This window comes from Brachybacterium sp. GCM10030267, assembly GCF_042666875.1.
Classification (GTDB): domain Bacteria; phylum Actinomycetota; class Actinomycetes; order Actinomycetales; family Dermabacteraceae; genus Brachybacterium.
Genome location: NZ_JBHTCX010000012.1, coordinates 317,522 through 335,444, shown reverse-complemented (window position 1 = coordinate 335,444; position 17,923 = coordinate 317,522). Strand labels below are relative to the sequence as shown.

The 17,923-nt window shown below is 71.5% G+C and carries 19 protein-coding genes and 1 tRNA gene; 17 read left to right on the top strand and 3 right to left on the bottom strand.

Annotated elements, in window-relative coordinates; genetic code table 11:
- Positions 1-23 precede the first annotated feature (23 nt).
- The 13 genes from ACFQS2_RS12605 (at position 24) to ACFQS2_RS12545 (ending at position 11,935) form a co-directional block, all read left to right on the top strand.
- Positions 24-407 (top strand): hypothetical protein, encoded by a 384-nt coding sequence (locus tag ACFQS2_RS12605; protein WP_377016932.1) that lies wholly within the window; start codon positions 24-26, stop codon positions 405-407.
- A gap of 8 nt (positions 408-415) precedes the next feature.
- Positions 416-859 carry a hypothetical protein gene (locus ACFQS2_RS12600; RefSeq protein WP_377016934.1) on the top strand — a complete coding sequence of 148 codons (444 nt, stop codon included), beginning with the start codon at positions 416-418 and terminating at the stop codon, positions 857-859.
- Between the two features lie 62 nt (positions 860-921).
- Positions 922-2,034, top strand: coding sequence for a quinone-dependent dihydroorotate dehydrogenase (locus ACFQS2_RS12595; protein ID WP_377793947.1), 1,113 nt, complete (start codon positions 922-924; stop codon positions 2,032-2,034).
- 81 nt (positions 2,035-2,115) lie between these two features.
- Complete coding sequence (locus ACFQS2_RS12590; RefSeq protein WP_377016938.1) at positions 2,116-3,495, top strand: replication-associated recombination protein A; 1,380 nt, start codon at positions 2,116-2,118, stop codon at positions 3,493-3,495.
- Positions 3,496-3,652: 157 nt separating this feature from the next.
- The gene (gene rpsD / locus ACFQS2_RS12585) at positions 3,653-4,279 is read left to right on the top strand and encodes a 30S ribosomal protein S4 (RefSeq protein WP_377016940.1); all 627 of its coding nucleotides are present in this window, start codon (positions 3,653-3,655) and stop codon (positions 4,277-4,279) included.
- Positions 4,280-4,412: 133 nt separating this feature from the next.
- Positions 4,413-7,121 carry an alanine--tRNA ligase gene (alaS, locus tag ACFQS2_RS12580; RefSeq protein ID WP_377793946.1) on the top strand — a complete coding sequence of 903 codons (2,709 nt, stop codon included), beginning with the start codon at positions 4,413-4,415 and terminating at the stop codon, positions 7,119-7,121.
- The gene (gene ruvX / locus ACFQS2_RS12575; protein ID WP_377793945.1) at positions 7,118-7,684 is read left to right on the top strand and encodes a Holliday junction resolvase RuvX; all 567 of its coding nucleotides are present in this window, start codon (positions 7,118-7,120) and stop codon (positions 7,682-7,684) included. The genes alaS and ruvX overlap by 4 nt, the downstream gene beginning before the upstream one ends.
- Complete coding sequence (gene mltG / locus ACFQS2_RS12570; protein ID WP_377016947.1) at positions 7,681-8,868, top strand: endolytic transglycosylase MltG; 1,188 nt, start codon at positions 7,681-7,683, stop codon at positions 8,866-8,868. Before ruvX ends, mltG begins: the two co-directional genes overlap by 4 nt.
- Positions 8,865-9,755 (top strand): shikimate dehydrogenase, encoded by an 891-nt coding sequence (locus tag ACFQS2_RS12565; protein WP_377793944.1) that lies wholly within the window; start codon positions 8,865-8,867, stop codon positions 9,753-9,755. The genes mltG and ACFQS2_RS12565 overlap by 4 nt, the downstream gene beginning before the upstream one ends.
- Positions 9,756-9,857: 102 nt before the next feature.
- A complete protein-coding gene (locus tag ACFQS2_RS12560; protein WP_377016951.1) occupies positions 9,858-10,310 on the top strand; it encodes a hypothetical protein in 453 nt (150 codons plus the stop codon).
- Between the two features lie 92 nt (positions 10,311-10,402).
- A tRNA-Leu gene (locus ACFQS2_RS12555) sits at positions 10,403-10,488 on the top strand.
- Between the two features lie 116 nt (positions 10,489-10,604).
- Entirely contained in the window at positions 10,605-11,072 is a 468-nt protein-coding gene (locus ACFQS2_RS12550; RefSeq protein WP_377016953.1) for a tRNA (cytidine(34)-2'-O)-methyltransferase, read from the top strand.
- Positions 11,069-11,935: a TrmH family RNA methyltransferase gene (locus ACFQS2_RS12545; RefSeq protein ID WP_377016955.1), complete on the top strand. Its 867-nt coding sequence runs from the start codon at positions 11,069-11,071 to the stop codon at positions 11,933-11,935. The genes ACFQS2_RS12550 and ACFQS2_RS12545 overlap by 4 nt, the downstream gene beginning before the upstream one ends.
- A gap of 2 nt (positions 11,936-11,937) precedes the next feature.
- Here the strand turns inward: ACFQS2_RS12545 and ACFQS2_RS12540 are convergent, their stop codons facing one another.
- Positions 11,938-12,447 (bottom strand): hypothetical protein, encoded by a 510-nt coding sequence (locus ACFQS2_RS12540; RefSeq protein ID WP_377793943.1) that lies wholly within the window; start codon positions 12,445-12,447, stop codon positions 11,938-11,940.
- Between the two features lie 69 nt (positions 12,448-12,516).
- Positions 12,517-12,825 (bottom strand): DUF5703 family protein, encoded by a 309-nt coding sequence (locus ACFQS2_RS12535; RefSeq protein WP_377016959.1) that lies wholly within the window; start codon positions 12,823-12,825, stop codon positions 12,517-12,519.
- A 125-nt stretch (positions 12,826-12,950) separates the two neighbouring features.
- Between ACFQS2_RS12535 and ACFQS2_RS12530 the strand changes: the two genes are divergently transcribed.
- The 3 genes from ACFQS2_RS12530 to mshC all read left to right on the top strand — a co-directional run bounded on the left by ACFQS2_RS12530 (position 12,951) and on the right by mshC (position 15,592).
- Positions 12,951-13,271, top strand: a complete 321-nt coding sequence (locus tag ACFQS2_RS12530) for a DNA primase (protein WP_377016961.1) — start codon at positions 12,951-12,953, stop codon at positions 13,269-13,271.
- A 154-nt stretch (positions 13,272-13,425) separates the two neighbouring features.
- Complete coding sequence (locus ACFQS2_RS12525) at positions 13,426-14,298, top strand: undecaprenyl-diphosphate phosphatase (protein WP_377016963.1); 873 nt, start codon at positions 13,426-13,428, stop codon at positions 14,296-14,298.
- A 28-nt stretch (positions 14,299-14,326) separates the two neighbouring features.
- Positions 14,327-15,592 carry a cysteine--1-D-myo-inosityl 2-amino-2-deoxy-alpha-D-glucopyranoside ligase gene (gene mshC / locus ACFQS2_RS12520; RefSeq protein ID WP_377016965.1) on the top strand — a complete coding sequence of 422 codons (1,266 nt, stop codon included), beginning with the start codon at positions 14,327-14,329 and terminating at the stop codon, positions 15,590-15,592.
- A gap of 266 nt (positions 15,593-15,858) precedes the next feature.
- Here mshC and ACFQS2_RS12515 read toward each other — a convergent pair whose 3' ends face one another.
- The gene (locus tag ACFQS2_RS12515) at positions 15,859-16,668 is read right to left on the bottom strand and encodes a PAC2 family protein (RefSeq protein ID WP_377016967.1); all 810 of its coding nucleotides are present in this window, start codon (positions 16,666-16,668) and stop codon (positions 15,859-15,861) included.
- A gap of 107 nt (positions 16,669-16,775) precedes the next feature.
- On the opposite strand from ACFQS2_RS12515, the gene ACFQS2_RS12510 reads away from it, so the two are divergent.
- Positions 16,776-17,894, top strand: coding sequence for a site-2 protease family protein (locus ACFQS2_RS12510; protein ID WP_377016969.1), 1,119 nt, complete (start codon positions 16,776-16,778; stop codon positions 17,892-17,894).
- The last annotated feature ends 29 nt before the right edge of the window (positions 17,895-17,923 follow it).

Genomic DNA, 17,923 nt, shown 5'->3' with positions numbered 1-17,923 from the left:
CGTGGCATCTCCACGGCCCGGACATGACGAGGACGGGACGGTCGATGCTGGCGCTGAGCATCCTGGTGTCGGTGGTCTGTGTGGTGACCGCGCTGCTGGGCATCTACTACGCGGTGCGCGATCTGCGGGCCGATCTGGTCCTGCTCGGTGCATGTGCGCTGGTCGCGGTGGTCTGGGTCGTCCTCGCCGTCGTGCTGGGGCTGGAGGACCTCGCCGGCGGTGCGCCGGCCGACCGGGTCACCCTCTACGGCTATCTCCTGACCGGCCTGGCCATGGCCGTCGCCGGCGTGTGGGTCGGCGTGTGGGAGCGCAGCCGCTGGGGCAGCCTCGCGATCGCCGTGGTCGCCCTGACGTCCGTGGTGCTGCTGATGCGCCTTCATCAGATCTGGCCGGGAGGCTTCGCGTGAGCGATGACATGAGGCACACGACCGACGGGGAGAAGCGCCCCACCGCTGCGCCGCGTGCGGGGGAGCAATCGCGCTCACGCGGCTTCGAGGCCGTGCTGATCATCGTCTACGGGCTGTTCGCCCTCTCCGCGACGGCCCGCAGCCTGGTCCAGATCCTGCGGGACTTCTCCTTCGCGCCCGTCGCCTATGGCTTCTCGCTGCTGGCGGCGCTGACCTACATCGCCGTGACCCTCGCCCTGATCCGCCGCGGCCGCCGTTCACCCCTGGCCCAGGCGCTGTGCACCCTCGAACTGGTCGGCGTGCTGGCCGTGGGCACGCTGAGCCTGCTCGATCCCGAGCTGTTCGCCGACGCCACCGTGTGGTCGGTCTATGGGCGCGGATACGGCTTCGTGCCGCTGCTGCTGCCGGCGGTGGCGCTGATCTACATGGTGCGCGGCCGACGCACCCGGTGAGCCGCGTCGGTGCCGGCCCCTCGGCCGCGTCCCGACGACGCCCGACCGCGTACGGTATCCCCGTGACCACAGACGACACCTCCCGACGCGGGCCGTACGAGACGCTGTTCCGCCGCGGCCTCAGCCGGCTCGATGCCGAGCAGGCGCACCGCCTCACCGTCAGCTCGCTGCGGGCGGCCCAGAACCTGCCCGGCGGTCGGCGACTGCTGCGGGCGGCCTTCGCCACCCCTGACCCGCTGCACGATCACCGTCCCGCCCGCCATGTCCTGGGCGCCGACCATCACAGCCCGCTGGGGCTGGCGGCCGGCTTCGACAAGGACGGTGAGGTGCCGCTGGCGCTGCTCGACCTCGGCTTCGGCCATGTGGAGGTGGGCACGGTCACGGCCAAGCCCCAGCCCGGCAATCCCCGCCCGCGATCGTTCCGGCTGATCCCGGACCGCGCCCTCATCAACCGGATGGGCTTCAACAATCACGGCGCCGAGGCACTGGCGCGGCATCTCGCGGCCGCTCGCCGTACCGAGCGCGGCCAGCGCGCCGTGATCGGTGTGAACATCGGCAAGTCGAAGGTCACCCCCCTCGAGGATGCGGCGGAGGACTACCGCTTCTCCGCCCGTCTGCTCGCGCCGTACGCCAGCTACCTCGCGATCAACGTCTCCAGCCCGAACACCCCGGGGCTGCGTGACCTCCAGGGCGTCGACATGCTCCGGCCCGTGCTCGAGGCCGTTCTCGATGAGGTCTCCCGGGCACGACGACGGCTGCGCCGTGAGCTCCCCGTGCTCGTGAAGATCTCCCCTGATCTCCACGACGAGGACCTCCGGGCCGTCGCTGCCCTCGCCACCGACGTCGGCCTCTCGGGCGTCATCGCGACCAACACCACCATCGCCCGGCCCGCATCGCTCCGCACCGAGCCCGAGCGGCTGGAGACCATCGGCGCGGGCGGCCTGTCCGGGCCCGTGCTCGCCGAGCGCTCCCTGGAGGTGCTGCGACTGCTGCGCGCTGAACTGCCGGGCGAGGCCGCCATCATCAGCTGCGGGGGAGTGACCACCGCCGCCGACGTCCGCGCCCGTCTGGCGGCCGGGGCCGACCTGGTCCAGGGGTACACGGCGATGATCTACGAGGGCCCGGGCTGGCCGGGGCGGCTGGCCCGCGAGCTCGGTGGCGAGGCATGGGCCTGAGCACGTCCTGCCGCCCGGCGGCGGTGCACGGCCGCGGGCGCAGGACCTGCGGCGCCGGCGTCCCCGACCTAGGCTGAGGGTATGGACGAGGACCTGTTCTCGCTCGGTGGCGATGCGCCGACCCCGCGCACGCTGTCCGACCGCAACCGCGACCATCGCGCCCCGCTCGCGGTGCGGATGCGTCCGCGCAGCCTCGAGGAGATCGTCGGCCAGCACGACGCCCTCGAGCCCGGCAGTCCGCTGCGCCGCCTGGTGGCGGCCGACGACGCCCGGACCGCGCCCAGCTCCGTGATCCTGTGGGGCCCGCCCGGCACGGGCAAGACCACCCTGGCCTACGTCGTCGCGCAGTCGGGGGACCGCGAGTTCGTCGAGGTCTCCGCAGTGCTCGCCGGCGTCAAGGACATCCGCGAGGTGGTCGACCAGGCGCGCTCGAGGCTGCGGACCGTCGGCCGCGAGACGGTCCTGTTCATCGACGAGGTGCACCGCTTCTCGAAATCGCAGCAGGACGCCCTGCTGCCCAGCGTCGAGAACCGCTGGGTCACCCTCATCGCCGCGACCACCGAGAACCCCTACTTCTCGGTGATCTCCCCGCTGCTGTCCCGCTCGATCGTGCTCACGCTCGAGTCGCTGGAGCGCTCGGATCTCGACGAGCTGATCGATCGCGCCCTGAACGACGAGCGGGGCCTGGACGGCGCGGTGACGCTGACGTCCGAGGCCCGCGAGGCCCTGCTGCGCCTGGGCGGGGGAGATGCGCGCAAGATCCTGACCTCGCTCGAGGCCGCCGCGGCCGCCGCCCTGATGAAGGAATCCCGGGAGATCGACGCGGCCACCCTGTCGCAGGCGGTCAACCGCGCCGCGCTGCGCTACGACCGCGCCGGGGACCAGCACTACGACGTCACCAGCGCCTTCATCAAGTCCATGCGCGGCAGCGATGTCGACGCCGCACTGCACTACCTCGCCGTGATGATCGAATCGGGGGAGGACCCGCGCTTCATCGCCCGCCGCGTCGTCATCGCCGCGAGCGAGGAGGTCGGCATGGCCGACCCCGACGCCCTGCAGGTGGCGGTCGCCGCCATGCAGGCCGTCCAGATGCTCGGCATGCCCGAGGGCCGGATCCCCCTGGCCCAGGCCGTGGTGCATATCGCGACCGCCCCGAAGTCGAACGCCTCCTACCGGGCGCTGGATGCGGCGATCGCCGACGTCCGGGCCGGCAAGGGCACCGGGGTACCGGCTCATCTGCGCGATGCGCACTACGCCGGGGCCGAGAAGCTGGGCCACGGCACCGGCTACCGGTATGCCCACGACGCGCCGCACGGCGTGGTCGCCCAGCAGTACGCCCCGGACGATCTCGTCGGGGTGGACTACTACCGGCCCACGAACCACGGCAACGAGGACCGCACCAGCCGGCGGGTCGAAGCGCTGCGCAGGATCCTGCGCTCGGACGACGCGCGCGGCAGCTGAGGGCGGCGCCCTCCGCGGCGCTGTGGGGGACTCCACAGGACCCGGGTGCTGATCGGGGCCGATGTCCGTTGAGCAGCGGTGTGCGCTGGGGTAGTGTGGGGCGCTGAATCCGCGGCTGCAAGATCAGGATTCAACCACGCGAACAGAGGTAGACCTCGTGACCAACGTCACCCGTGCGCGCCGGCAGGCGCGCCTGTCCCGAGCCCTCGGGCTCCCGCTCACCCCGAAGTCGATCAAGTACTTCGAGAAGCGCCCGTACCCCCCGGGCGAGCACGGCCGTGCTCGCCGTCGGACCGAGTCCGACTACGCCGTGCGTCTGCGCGAGAAGCAGCGTCTGCGCGCCCAGTACGCACTGCGCGAGAAGCAGATGCACCGCTCCTACCTGGACGCCAAGAAGGAGGCGGGCCTGACCGGCGAGAGCATGGTCGAGCTGCTCGAGATGCGTCTCGACGCGCTCGTGCTGCGTGCCGGCTTCGCCCGCACCATCCTCCAGGCCCGTCAGGCCGTCGTGCACCGCCACATCATGGTCGACGGCAAGGTGGTCGACCGGCCCTCCTTCCGCGTGAAGCCCGGCCAGACCATCCAGGTCAAGCCGAAGGCTCAGGCCATGGACCAGTACCAGATCGCCGCCGAGGGCGGTAACTCCGACGTCTACGCCTCCACCCCGGTGTACCTGTCGGTCGAGCTCGACCAGCTCAAGGCCAAGCTGGTCTCGCGGCCCAAGCGCGCCGAGGTCCCCGTGACCTGCGACGTGCAGATGGTCGTCGAGTACTACGCGCGCTGACATGCGCTGATCGCGACGCGAAAGGCCCCGGCAGGAGTACTCCGGTACCCTGACCGGGGCCTTCGTGTCCGCACCGCCCGCCCGGCGCCGCCGCGGGCCCGCCCCAGGTGTCTCAGGAAGGACCTCCCCAGACATGCGCACCTCAGAGATCCATCGCCGCTGGCTCGAATTCTTCGCCTCGAAGCAGCACGAGGTCGTCCCCAGCACCTCGCTGGTCTCCTCGGACCCCTCGATCCTGTTCACGATCGCCGGCATGGTTCCCTTCATCCCGTACATCGTGGGCACCGAGAAGCCTCCGTACGCGCGCGCGGTCAGCGTCCAGAAGTGCATCCGCACCAACGACATCGAGAACGTCGGCCGCACCACGCGCCACGGCACGTTCTTCCAGATGGCGGGGAACTTCTCCTTCGGCGACTACTTCAAGCAGGGTGCGATCGACCTCTCCTGGGAGTTCCTGACCTCCAGCCAGGACGCCGGCGGGCTCGGTATGGATCCCGAGCGCCTGTGGTTCACCGTCTGGGAGCACGACGAGGAGTCCTACCGCCACGTCACCGAGGTGATCGGGCTCGAGCCCCGCCGCGTGGTGCGCCTGCCGCGCGAGGAGATCTTCTGGGACACCGGCCAGCCCGGTCCCGCCGGTCCCTGCGGCGAGTGGCACTACGACCGCGGCCCGGAGTACGGACCCGAGGCCGTCACCGGCACGGTTCCCGAATGGCCGGGTGACGAGCGCGCCGAGGACCGTTACATCGAGATCTGGAACCTCGTGTTCGACCAGTACCTGCGCGGCGAGGGCACGGGCAAGGACTACCCGCTGCTCGGTGAGCTCGACCAGAAGTCCATCGACACGGGGCTCGGCGTCGAGCGCGTCGCCTATCTGCTGCAGGGCAAGCAGAACATGTACGAGATCGACCAGGTCTTCCCCGTCATCGAGAAGGCGCAGGAGCTCACCGGCCGGGTCTACGGGGCCGACGAGGAGGACGACGTCCGTCTGCGCATCGTCGGCGATCACGTCCGCAGCGCGATGATGCTGGTGGCCGACGGGGTCCGGCCCGGCAACGAAGGCCGCGGCTACGTGCTGCGCCGCCTGATCCGACGCGCCGTGCGCTCGATGCGGCTGCTCGGCCACACACAGCCGTCCATGCCGCAGCTGCTGCCCATCTCGCAGTCGGTGATGGTGGAGTCCTACCCGGAGCTCGAGGCGGACTTCGGCCGCATCTCCGAGATCGTCTACGCCGAGGAGGAGGCGTTCCGCCGCACCCTCGAGACCGGCACCACGATCTTCGATCAGCTGGTGAGCGATGTGAAGGGCAGCGGGGGCCGCTCCGTCCCCGGCGAGGACGCCTTCCGTCTCCACGACACCTACGGCTTCCCGGTCGATCTCACCGTCGAGATGGCCCACGAGGTCGGCCTCACGGTCGACGAGACCGCCTTCCGCAGCGCCATGCAGGAGCAGCGCGAGCGCGCCCGCGCCGACGCCGCCGCCAAGAAGTCCGGGCACACCGACACGGCGATCTACAACCGTCTGCTCACCCAGCGCGGCGAGAGCGTGCCGTTCCTGGGCTACACGGAGTCCACCGTCGCGACCACCGTCGAGTCGGTGCTGGTCGGCGGGGAGCTCGTCAACGCGGTCGATGCCCCGGCGGATGTCGAGGTGGTCCTCGCCTCGACCCCGTTCTACGCCGAGGCCGGCGGCCAGCTCGCCGATCAGGGCCAGATCACCATCGCCGGCGGCGGCCTGATCGAGGTCGACGACGTGCAGGCCCCGGTGCGCGGGCTCATCGTCCACCGCGGCCGTCTCGTCGAGGGCTCGGTCGCCACCGGGACCGAGGCGGTCGCCGCGATCGACACCGCCCGCCGCGGCGCGATCGCCCGCGCGCACACCGCCACGCACATGGTCCACCAGTCCCTGCGCGAGGAGCTCGGTGAGGGCGCGACCCAGGCCGGTTCGGAGAACTCGCCGGGCCGCATGCGCTTCGACTTCCGCTACGGCCAGGGCGTCCCGCACAGCGCGCTCGAGCAGATCGAGGGCAGGGTGAACACCCTGCTGCAGGACGAGCTCGCGGTCACCGACCAGCAGATGCCGATCGACGAGGCTCGCGCGCTCGGTGCCCAGGCCCTGTTCGGCGAGAAGTACGGCGACATCGTCCGGGTCGTCTCCATCGGCGGGGACTGGTCCCGTGAGCTGTGCGGCGGCACCCATGTCCCCAGCACCGGCGCCATCGGCACCGTGCAGCTGATGGGGGAGTCCTCCATCGGCAGCGGCGTGCGTCGCGTCGACGCTTTGGTGGGCCTGTCCGCCTACCGCTACCAGGCCAAGGAGCACGCCCTGGTCTCCCAGCTCTCCGAGCTGCTGAAGGTGGGATCTCCTGACGACCTGCCCGACCGGGTGCGCGCCCTGACCCAGCGGACCAAGGACATGGAGAAGCAGCTGGCCGCACTGCGCGGGCAGCAGCTGCAGGCCGAGGCCGGGCGCCTGGCCGGCGAAGCGGTCGACGTCGCCGGGGTGCGGCTGCTGGCCCACGACGCCGGGGAGGGGATCGCCGCCGGTGATCTGCGGACCCTCGCGCTGGACCTGCGCTCGCGCCTGGGCGACGACGCGCCTGCCGTGGTCGCCGTGGCCGGGCACGAGAACGAGCGCGCCGCGCTCGTCGTCGCCACCAGCCCCGGAGCCCGCGATCTGGGCCTGGCCGCCGGGAAGATCCTGGCCACCGCCGCCGAGGCGATGGGCGGACGCGGCGGCGGCAAGCCCGACCTCGCCCAGGGAGGCGGCGGTGAGCCCGCCCGCATCCCCGATGCCCTCGCCGCGGTGCGCAGCACTATCGAGGCGGCCGTGACCGCATGAGGCCATCCGACGACGTCCAGGATGTCGCGGGGCTTCCCCGCGGAGTCCGTCTGGGGGTTGATGTCGGAGATGTCCGGGTCGGGCTCGCCCGCAGCGACCGCGACGGGTTGGTGGCGACCCCGGTCGAGACCGTCGAACGGCAGTCCGCGGCCGCGCGCGTGGCGCTCGTGGCGCGCGAGACGGAAGCTCGTGTCATCATGGTCGGGCTTCCGCGTTCCCTGGACGGGACCGAAGGACCTGCCGCCGCCAAGGCCCGCGACTTCGCTGCAGAACTGGCCACGGTCCTGGCACAGGGCCCGCAGGACACCACGGGAGTCGGCGACGTCGAGATCCGCCTTCTCGACGAGCGGCTGACGACGGTGACAGCGCACCAGGCGCTGCACACCTCGGGTCGCAAGGGACGCAAGCACCGGCAGGTCGTCGATCAGGTCGCCGCCGTGATGATCCTGCAGCAGGCGCTGGACATCGAACGGTCGACCGCAGCACGCGCCGGCGAGCTCGTGCCTGCCGCGCAGGACGATTCCGAGCAGGCGGAACGCACCGATCAGGAGGGCACCGCATGAGCGACGACGAGCTGTCCCTGGAGGAGCTCACACAGGAGGAATCCAGCAGCGGCGATCACGGCGCGGCGCCGGCGAAGGGCAACAGCCATCGAGGCCGCCGGCGCAGTCCGCGGCGCGGAGGGTTCGTGCGCTCGGTGCTCCCTGTGCTGCTGGTGATCCTGGTGGTCGCCGGGCTCGGCGTCGGCGGCGTCCAGGGATACCGGTGGCTCACCTCCAACGTCAGCGTCGAGACCGAGGCGGCCGATTACCCGGGGCCCGGCAGCGGGGAAGCCGTCGTCGAGGTCGCCGAGGGCGACACCGGCACCGACATCGCACAGACCCTCGTCGAGCACGACGTCATCAAGACCACGGGCCCGTTCGTCAATCTCTTCGCCAACACGCCCGACGCCTCGGGCATCGAGCCGGGCGTCTACCGGCTCCAGCAGAAGATGCCCGCCGCCGACGCGCTGGAAGCCCTGATGGATCCCGCGAATCTCGCCGGACACCGGGTGATCGTGCCCGAGGGGCTGCGTCTGACCCAGATCTGGCCGCTCCTGTCCGAGGCCTCAGGGATCCCGGTGGAGGACTTCGAGGCGGCTGCCGAGGACTACACCTCCTACGGCATCCCCGAGAACCCGGCGGAGTCAATGGAGGGATACCTGTGGCCGGGCCGCTACGACATCCCCGAGGAGGCCACCGCCGAGGAGGTCATCTCGATGATGTGGGAGCGCATGGAGGAGGAGCTGACAGCTCGCGAGATCCCGGAGGAGGAGTGGCACGAGTCGCTGACCATCGCCTCCCTCGCGGAGCTCGAGGCCAGCAACGCCGAGGACTACGGAAAGGTCGTGCGCACCATCCATAATCGGCTCGAGGGCGCCGGTGATGCCGGCGGCAAACCGATGAGGCTCCAGTTCGACTCCACGGTCCACTACGTCACCGGCAAGAGCGCCAGCGTCGGCACCACCGACGAAGAGCGTGCCACCGACAGCCCGTACAACACCTACGCCCACACCGGCCTCCCCCCGGGGCCGATCGCCGCCCCCGGGGGCGCGACGCTGGATGCGACCATCGACCCGCCCGAGGGCGACTGGCTGTACTTCGTGACGGTCAACACCGACACCGGGGAGACGAAGTTCGCCGAGACCTGGGCGGAGCACGAGAAGAACGTGGCCGAATGGCAGGCCTGGGCGGAGGCGAAGGGGTGACCGCCCCCTCCCGGTTCGCGGTGGTGGGCTCGCCGGTCGCGCATTCGCTCTCGCCCGTCCTGCATGCCGCCGCCTACCGCACCCTTGGTATCGAGGACGCGACGTACGAGCGCTACGACGTCCCCGCCGGCGAGCTGGAGGCATTCGTGCAGGGCGGCGCCGGCCGCGAGCTGGACGGCCTGAGCGTGACGATGCCCGGCAAGCCGGAGGCCTTCGCGCTGGCCGCCGAGACCGATGAGACCTCGCGCGACCTGGGCGTCTCCAACACCCTGATCCGTCGCCCCGACGGCACGTGGAGGGCGGAGAACCACGATGTCCACGGGATCGTGGCGGCACTGGGCGATCACGGCGTCGCACCCGCCGGCTCCGGAACTGCCGGGCCCGTTCGGGGCGCGGTGATCGGGTCGGGGTCGACGGCGCTCAGCGCGGTCGCCGCCCTGGTCGCTCTCGGGACCGGCACCATCGTGCTGACGGCACGCAGCCCGGAGAAGCTGGCACCGCTGGAGGCCCTCGCCGCCCGGGCCGGTACCCCCGTCGAGCTGGTGGCGTGGGAGGACAATAACGCTGCCCTGACGGCGGAGGTCGTCGTCAGCGCCCTCGCCGTCGGCGGCGCCGAGACGGTCGCCGCCGACTGGCGCCGGCGCGAGCCGCTCGCGGTGCCGCAGGTGTTCCTCGACGTGCTCTACGACCCGTGGCCGGCCCCGCTGGCGGCCCTGGTCGCCGAGCGCGGCGGCACCGTCGCCGACGGTCTCGAGATGCTGGCTCACCAGGCCGACATGCAGGTGCGCTCCATGCTCGCGGTCACCGCGGCCCCCGTCACCGAGATGCTGGCGGCGGCGCGCGGAGAGCTCGCCCGGCGCGCCTCGGGCCCCGGGACGCCGGGCTGACGACACCGTGCTCCCTTGTCGGGTTCAGCAAAGGAGTAGTAAAGTGGCGGCGCCCGACGGGTCTCGTCGGACGCCGCTGGATCGAGCACGAGGAAGTGACTCATGGACCTGGACCAAGGGCTCGGGGGCGAGAACGACCCCATCGACCCGCAGCGAGCCGGTTCTGCCACGATCGTCCCCGCCACGTCCCCGCCCACGGCGAAGTCCACAGCCGATCCGGCCACGGACACTGCGCCCATCGGCCCGGACGTCTCGACACCGCTGCTGCGACGCTGCACAGCACTGGCCACCCGGGCCCGGGTGGACCTGCTGACCGCGACCCAGCACGCCGCCTCCGACGAGCTCGACCAGACCCTGGCCACTCTGGAGGCCTGGGATCCGGACTCGCTCATCGACCCCGACCCGACGATGGTCGTCCTGGCCGCTGCCGCCCTGCAGGACCTCGCCGAGCGCCTGCCGGACAGCTCCGCCGGCCCCTTCGTCGCCCGCGTGGAGGCGGCACTGGAGCTCCTCCGCACACTCATGCGGACCGGCCGGATCGGCGTCATGGCGTGATTGTCTTCACGTCCGTGCTGGCAGGAGGCGGATGGGGCCCATTTCGAGCGCCGGCCCGTGCTAATCTTCTTCAGTCGCTGCGGCGGCCGCCTGTCCGGGTGGCGGAATTGGTAGACGCGCTAGCTTGAGGTGCTAGTGCCCGTATTAGGGCGTAGGGGTTCAAGTCCCCTCTCGGACACCCTGTGGGACCCCGTCTCCGATCGTGGAGCGGGGTTCTTCTGCGTCACCGGCCGGCTGAGGCACCGCCGGGTCACGACCCGGGTCACCACGGAGCACCGTGGGAGAATCGTCGGCATGGTCCACGTCTTCCTCCATGAGCCCGCGATCGCCGGGAACACCGGCAACGCCATCCGGCTCTCCGCCGTGACCGGGGCCCGGCTCCACCTCATCGAGCCGCTCGGCTTCGATCTCGAGGACGCGAAACTGCGCCGGGCCGGGCTCGACTACCACGATCTCGCCGATGTGAGCATCCACCCCGATCTGGACCGCGCCCTGGCAGCCGCGCCCTCGGCGCGGGTGTTCGCCTTCACCGCGCATACCGAGACGACCTTCGACGAGATCGACTACGCCCCCGAGGATGTGCTGCTGTTCGGCACGGAGCCGACCGGCCTGCCGGCCTCGGCCCTGGAGCACCCCCGGGTGACCGCCCGGGTGCGGATCCCCATGCTCCCGGCCCGGCGCTCCCTGAATCTCGCCAATGCCGTCTCGATCGCCGTGTACGAGGCGTGGCGACAGTTCGGATACGACGGGGCGGGCGCATGACGCGGTCGCACGGAACCGGCACCAGGCTCCCGGCGCGGCTCGCCCGTCGTAACGCCCTCTTCCAGCAGTGGCAGTCCCTGCTGACCAACCGCACCAAGCGTTCCCGCAGCGGAGAGATGATCGTCCAAGGGGTCAGGCCGATCACCCGGGCCATCGCCCATGGCGTCGAGATCCGGGCGCTGCTGTCCGACGGCCGGGAGCGGCCCTCCCGGTGGGCCCGCGAGCTCCTGGCCTCGCCGCCGGCGCCGGTCGTCGAGGTCGATGCGGAGCTGATGGCCGAGCTGGGGGAGCGCGAGGAGGGGGTCCCCGAGCTGCTCGCTCTGGCCGCGGTGCCGAGCGACGACCTCGACCGGTTGACGCCGTCGTCCGATTCGTTGCTGGTCGTCTTCGACCGGCCCTCGAGTCCCGGCAACATCGGGTCCCTCGCCCGGACCGTCGACGCACTCGGTGGCGCTGGCCTGATCATCACCGGGCACAGCGCCGACCCCTGGGATCCGGCCGCCATCCGTGCCAGCACCGGGTCGATCTTCGCCCAGCCCGTGCTGCGACGGGCCTCGCACCGCGACGTGCTGGACTGGGTCGATTCCCGGCGCGGGGAGGGCGAACCTTGGACGGTGCTCGGTCTCGACGAGGCCGGTGGCCGCGCGATCTCCGACGTCGATCTCACGGGCCCCGTCGTGATCGTCGTGGGCAACGAGACGATCGGGATGAGCGCCGGCTGGCGCGAGGGATGCGACGTCGTCGCCGAGATCCCCATGACCGGCAGCGCCTCCTCGCTGAACGCCTCCATCGCAGGCTCGATCGCCCTGTACGAGGCGCGGCGCCAGCGCCAGGCCGCCGGGAAGCCGTCGCAGGGCCCCTGAGCTCAGGCCGTCCCCAGAGCGCTGCGGACCACCGGAGCGCCCAGCAGGCCCAGGAACGGCCCCGCCAGCAGCACCGGGCCCAGAGCGAAGCGCACGCCGGCGCGGCGGGTCACGGCCACCACGACGGTCCCGGCGGCGCCCGCGACCAGCGCGATCCCCAGCAGCCCGGCGATCAGCACGTCCCCGCCGAGTGCGGTGCACATCAGCACCACCACCGGTACCGTCTTCGCGTCGCCCATACCCAGCAGCGCAGGCGCCACCAGGGCGATCAGGATCGCGCCGACCCCCAGCGCCAGCGCCAGCACGACAGCGGTACGCAGCCCGCCGCGCAGGGCGGGGACGGCGGCCGCCGTGATCGCCAGAGCGGCGGCCACGGCCGCCGTCATCGAGCCGACCCACGGATTGGGCAGGCGGTGTTCGCGCCCGTCGACCCAGGCCAGCACCAGCGCCGGCGGCAGGTACAGCACCAGCAGCACGACGAGCGGGATCAGCGGGGCAGCAGCAACGGGCACACGGTCATTGCACCAGAGATGCGGGACGGTTCCCGCCCGTCCGGGAGGATTGTGGACGGGCCGGCGATCTCAGATCTCGATCACGGGGGAGTACCCGAGGGTGGATTCGACACGGATGATGCGTCGCCGCATCCACACCTTCTTGCCCCCGCCCATGTACAGGCGGGTGCGGGCGTGCTCCCACCGGCCGTACTCGGCCTGCTCCGTCAGTGTGGCCCGCACCTGGGCCACGGAGCTGTTGCGCGGGACCGTGATGATCTGGAACTCGTAGTCCTCCGCGCGGCGTCCCCGCTCCAGCGGCAGATCCCTGATCCCGCGGGGATCGCGCACGTGCTCGATTCGAGCCGCGAGGGGCTGCTGGCCTCCGGACAACGGCATCCTCCTGTGTGCATAGACGCGTATCGGCCGGCTCCGGGGCCGCCGCTGCCCGACGAGCAGAGTCGTGACCCCGGCCCGGCCGGTTCCACTGTCCATTCTGCCGTCCGACGCGGTACCGTCCAACCATGAACACGGATCCTCGCTCCGCTCTCGCTGCGCTGATCGCTGCCCTGGAACGTCACTACGAGGCCGCCGCCGCGTCCCGCGGTGACGACGATCCGGCCCTGGACGCCGCGACCGAACGTCTGACCACGGCCTTCGACACCTACGACGACGCTCTGTTCGACGCCTACGACATCGCCACCCCGCTCATCGTCTTCGACGCCGAGGACGACGACGATGAGGATGACGACGACTTCGACGACCTCGATGAGTTCGAGGACGACGAGGACGATGACGATGACTACGAGGACGGCGACTACGACGAGGATGACGCCGAGCGCTGAGACCGCTCCATGAGCGGGTCGTAGAACGTGCACGCCATCTTCACCACAGGTCCCCACGCGGCGCCGGGCATCGAGCCCGGCGCCGCGTACTCTGTCCGAGGCCGATGAACGTGTCGGCCCGAGTGCGCCGTCCGTCCTTCCCCGAGGAGAGTCCATGTCGTTCATCGAGGCGATCATCCTGGGGCTCGTCCAGGGACTGACCGAGTTCCTCCCGATCTCCTCGAGCGCCCATGTGCGCGTCGTCGGTGAGCTCATGGATCCCGGCCAGGACCCGGGCGCGGCCTTCACCGCCATCATCCAGCTCGGCACCGAAGCGGCCGTGGTGATGTACTTCTGGAAGGACATCACCCGCATCATCGGCAAGTGGTTCAAGGCCCTGGCCGGCAAGGTCCCCCAGTCCGATCCGGACGTGAGGATGGGCTGGCTGGTGATCGTCGGGTCGATCCCGATCGGCGTGCTCGGACTGCTGTTCGAGGACCAGATCGATCACGGCCTGCGCAACCTCTACATCACCGCGTCGATGTTGATCGGATTCGGTGTGCTGCTCGGACTGGCGGACCGCATCGCTCCTCAGCGCAAGGAGCTGGACACCCTCACCGTCCGTCACGGCATCCTCTTCGGCCTCGCCCAGGCCCTCGCCCTGATCCCCGGCGTCTCACGGTCCGGCGGGACCATCACCGCAGGCCTCCTCATGGGCTACACCCGTCAGGCCGCCGCACGCTACGCGTTCCTCCTCGCCATCCCGGCCGTCTTCGCCTCCGGCCTCTACAAGGCCGCCAAGGAGGTGCCGGCGCTGCTGTCCGCCGACGGTCGTGCCGCCGCAGCCGCGGCCGGGGAGCCCTCCTTGGTGGCGATCATCATCTCGACGGCCGTCGCCTTCGGGGTGGGATACGCCGTCATCGTGTGGTTCATGCGGCTGATCGAGAACCGCTCCTACCTGCCCTTCGTCCTCTACCGCGTGGCCGCTGGCCTGGTGCTGCTGGTTCTGCTGTGGCTCGGAGTGGTCGACCCTCTCGGCGGCGCCTGAGGCCTCGCACGGCCCGTATGATCGGACGGTGCTTTCCTGGACCTCCCCGTCGATCACGCCCCTTCCCGCCTCCGACATCCCGCTGAGGCTGCACGACACCCGGACGGGGCGGGTGGCGCCCCTCGTCCCGATCATGCCCGGTCGCGCCCGGCTGTACGTCTGCGGGATCACGCCGTACGACGCGACCCATCTGGGGCATGCGGCCACGTATCATGCCGCGGACCTGATGCGGCGTGCGCTGCTGGACACGGGGCTGGAGGTGGACGTCGCCCAGAACGTCACCGACGTCGACGACCCGCTGCTGGAGCGTGCCGCCCGCGACGGGGTCGACTGGCGCGAGCTCGCCGCCTCGCAGACCGCCCTGTTCGCCGAGGACATGGAGGCGCTGCGCATCCTCGCCCCGGACACCTATCGCTCCGTCAGCGAGAGCATGGACGGGATCATCGCTCTGGTCCAGCGCGTGCACGAGCGCGGACGCGCGTATCCCGTCCCCGCCGAGGACGCTGCGGGCCCGGACTGGTATCTCGACCTGGCTGTGGACGGGGCGCTGGGCGATGTCTCGGGCTGGAGCGAGCAGCAGATGCTCTCGGTCTTCGCCGAGCGCGGCGGTGACCCGGAGCGCGAGGGCAAGCGGGGCCGCTTCGATCCGCTGCTGTGGCGCGCCGAACGGGAGGGCGAGCCCGCGTGGGACGGCGGTGTCCTGGGCCGTGGCCGTCCCGGCTGGCACGTCGAGTGCGTCTGCATCGCCGAGGACGGCCTCGGCCTGCCCTTCGACGTCCAGGCCGGTGGCAGCGATCTGATCTTCCCCCATCACGACCTCGGCGCGGCGCATGCCGTGGCCCTGGGCCGCGGCTTCGCCGGGACCTACATGCACAGCGGCATGGTCGCCCATGAGGGCGAGAAGATGAGCAAGTCCCTGGGCAACCTGGTCTTCGTCCACCGACTGGTGCGCGATGGCATCGACCCGATGGTGGTCCGGCTGGTGCTCATGGCCCATCACTACCGCGCCGACTGGGAATGGTCCGCCGAGGAGGTCGACCTCGCCACGAGCCGTCTGCACAGCTACCGGGGCGCCGCCGAACAGGGAGGGCAGCACCCGGAGACGGTCGAGGCGCTGCGCCGCGCGCTGCGCGACGACCTGGACACGCCGTCCGCGCTGAGCGCCCTGGACGCCTGGGCCTCCGACTCGGCCGGCAGCGGTGAAGCCCCCGAGGCCGGCGACCGGGCTCCCGGCGATGTGCCCGCCGCGGCGGACGCCCTGTTCGGACTGGACCTGACTCCGCGCACGAGCTGAGCGGCCGGCAGCCGGGCGGCCCCGGGCCGACTCGACGCGCCGGCCCGTTCCCCCGGTCCGACGCGCCGGCCCGTTCCCCCGATCCGTGGCGCAGGAGACACGGATCGGGGGAACGGGCGGCACGGGTCGGCGAGCCGTCGTGGTGGGCCATGTCCTGCGCCGCGACGTCGCGCGGAAAGCAGGCCGCCCGGGAGGAAGACCACCTGGGAGGAGGCCGTGCGGGAGGGGGGCCGCGCGGGAGGGGGGCCGCGCGGGAAGGAGGGGGACTACTCCGACTCGCGTCGCCGCCGCAGGAACTGCTCGAACTCCTTCGCGATGGCGTCGCCGCTGGCCTCGGGCAGCCCGGCCGCGTCCTGCGCCTGCTCCAGTCGCCGCACGTACTCCGCGACGTCCTCGTCGGTGCGGGCCAGCTCGTCGACACCGCGCTCCCACGCCTCCGCGTCCTCGATCAGCTCCTCGATCGGGATCGGCGCGCTGACGCGCTCCTGGACCTCCCGCAGCAGACCCAGCACCGCCTTCGGCGAGGGGTTCTGCGAGACGTAGTGGGGCACCTGCACCCAGATGCTGGTGGTGCGGAGACCGGCGGAGGCGGCGCGCCGCGCCAGGATCGTCGGCACCCCGACCGGACCGGAGTACAGCTCCGAGTCCTCGACCGGCTCGGCGGACCCGGGCTCGACCGCAGAGGAGACCGGCAGCGGGCGCGAGTGCGGCGAGTCCGCCAGCAGCGCGCCCAGCGAGATGACGGAGCTCACGTCGAGGATCTGCATCTGCTCGAGCACCTCGTCACAGAAGCGCTTCCAGTGCAGGGACGGCTCCGGGCCCAGGACGGTGACGATCTCCGGTCCCCGCGGGGGCTGGAGGATGCGCAGCTCGGTGTCGGGCCAGTCGATCACGCGCAGGCCCGCCTCCGTCGTGCGGATCTCGGGCCGGTTGACCTGGAAGTCGATGTACTCCTCGGCATCGACCGCTCCGGCAGGACGCGACGGCCACACCTCGAGCAGGTGCTCGATCACCCCCGTGGCGGCCTCTCCCGCGTCGTTCCATCCGCTGAAAGCCGTGATGGCGATTCGACTCATCGCTCCATCATAGGCTCCGCCGACGGGACGGAGCCGGGGTGCAGGCGCAGCGGATATCCTCGCCCTGTCCTGGGGAGCCGCCGTCCCCGGCCCGAAGGAGACGGATGATGAAGAGCCCCACGCTGCGCCTCGGCCCGCTGCCGCCGATCCGTGTCAGCCCGGGCACGCTCGTCACCGTGCTGATCCTCGCCGTGATCATCCACCCCGGGCTCGCCCGGGGCGGCACGACGGATCCCTTGACGCCCATCCTGCTGTCCCTGGGCATAGCCCTGTTCATGATCGTCTCCGTGCTGGTGCACGAATCCGCGCACGCCCTCAGCGCCCGGGCGTTCGGCGCCACGGTCGACCACATCGCCCTGACCCTGTGGGGCGGGCACACCCAGTACCGCGGGGAGGCGCTGGGAGCGCTGCCCTCGCTGGTGATCTCCCTGTCCGGCCCGATCAGCAACGGGGTGCTCGCAGCCCTCACCGCCGGCGCCGCGTCCCTGTCCGAGCCCGGCTCGTCCGCCGCGGTGTTCTGGGGCCTGTCCTCGTGGCTGAACATCGCCCTCGCCCTGTTCAATCTGCTCCCCGGGCTGCCGATGGACGGCGGCCGCGCCCTGGAGTCCCTGCTGTCCGGCGTGCTGCGCAACCCGCTGCTGGGAACCCGCATCACCGCCTGGATCGGTCGCGGCATCGCGGTGCTGGTGGTCGTGTTTCCCCTGGTGCGGATCGTGCGGGCCGACGGGGCGGGAACACTCTCGCTGCTGACCGTGCTGTGGGCCGTCCTGATCGCGGGCATGCTGTGGCAGGGCGCCTCCCGGGCACTGGAATCGGCGAACCTCAGCCACCGCGTCGACTCCCTCGACGCGGAGAGCCTCGCCCATCCGATGCGAATCGTCCCGCCGAGCCGGCCCCTGGCCGAGCTGGGCACCACCGGCGACCTCGACGACGTGCTCATCCTCGACCCCGCCCCGCCCGGGTCCGGGCACATCGGCAGCGCCTACCGCATCGATCCCGTCGCCGCCGCCGCGGTCCCGGCGGACCGGCGCGCAGCCACCCCGGTCAGCGCGGTCGCCGGATCCGTCGGCCCGATCGGCCGACTCGACGCCTCCCTGCGCGGCAACGCGCTGGTCTCGGTGATGCTCGCCCGCCCTATGCCCGGCTACCTCGTCACCGACGCCGAGGGGGCGGTGCACGGGGTGATCATGAGCGCCGACGTCAATGCGCTTCTGCGCGGTCGGTGAACATCGCCTCCCTTCCTCCCGTCCGTCTC

What these genes read in the sequence shown, in the direction of transcription:
- ACFQS2_RS12530 (WP_377016961.1), top strand. Translation starts at nt 12,951, where the DNA reads ATGAACACGGATCCTCGCTCCGCTCTCGCTGCGCTGATCGCTGCCCTG.
- ACFQS2_RS12600 (WP_377016934.1), top strand. Translation starts at nt 416, where the DNA reads ATGAGGCACACGACCGACGGGGAGAAGCGCCCCACCGCTGCGCCGCGT.
- ACFQS2_RS12535 (WP_377016959.1), bottom strand. Translation starts at nt 12,825, where the DNA reads ATGCCGTTGTCCGGAGGCCAGCAGCCCCTCGCGGCTCGAATCGAGCAC.
- mltG (WP_377016947.1), top strand. Translation starts at nt 7,681, where the DNA reads ATGAGCGACGACGAGCTGTCCCTGGAGGAGCTCACACAGGAGGAATCC.
- alaS (WP_377793946.1), top strand. Translation starts at nt 4,413, where the DNA reads ATGCGCACCTCAGAGATCCATCGCCGCTGGCTCGAATTCTTCGCCTCG.
- ACFQS2_RS12590 (WP_377016938.1), top strand. Translation starts at nt 2,116, where the DNA reads ATGGACGAGGACCTGTTCTCGCTCGGTGGCGATGCGCCGACCCCGCGC.
- ACFQS2_RS12560 (WP_377016951.1), top strand. Translation starts at nt 9,858, where the DNA reads ATGGACCTGGACCAAGGGCTCGGGGGCGAGAACGACCCCATCGACCCG.
- ACFQS2_RS12515 (WP_377016967.1), bottom strand. Translation starts at nt 16,668, where the DNA reads ATGAGTCGAATCGCCATCACGGCTTTCAGCGGATGGAACGACGCGGGA.
- ACFQS2_RS12510 (WP_377016969.1), top strand. Translation starts at nt 16,776, where the DNA reads ATGAAGAGCCCCACGCTGCGCCTCGGCCCGCTGCCGCCGATCCGTGTC.
- ACFQS2_RS12550 (WP_377016953.1), top strand. Translation starts at nt 10,605, where the DNA reads ATGGTCCACGTCTTCCTCCATGAGCCCGCGATCGCCGGGAACACCGGC.
- ACFQS2_RS12525 (WP_377016963.1), top strand. Translation starts at nt 13,426, where the DNA reads ATGTCGTTCATCGAGGCGATCATCCTGGGGCTCGTCCAGGGACTGACC.
- ACFQS2_RS12605 (WP_377016932.1), top strand. Translation starts at nt 24, where the DNA reads ATGACGAGGACGGGACGGTCGATGCTGGCGCTGAGCATCCTGGTGTCG.
- ruvX (WP_377793945.1), top strand. Translation starts at nt 7,118, where the DNA reads ATGAGGCCATCCGACGACGTCCAGGATGTCGCGGGGCTTCCCCGCGGA.
- ACFQS2_RS12545 (WP_377016955.1), top strand. Translation starts at nt 11,069, where the DNA reads ATGACGCGGTCGCACGGAACCGGCACCAGGCTCCCGGCGCGGCTCGCC.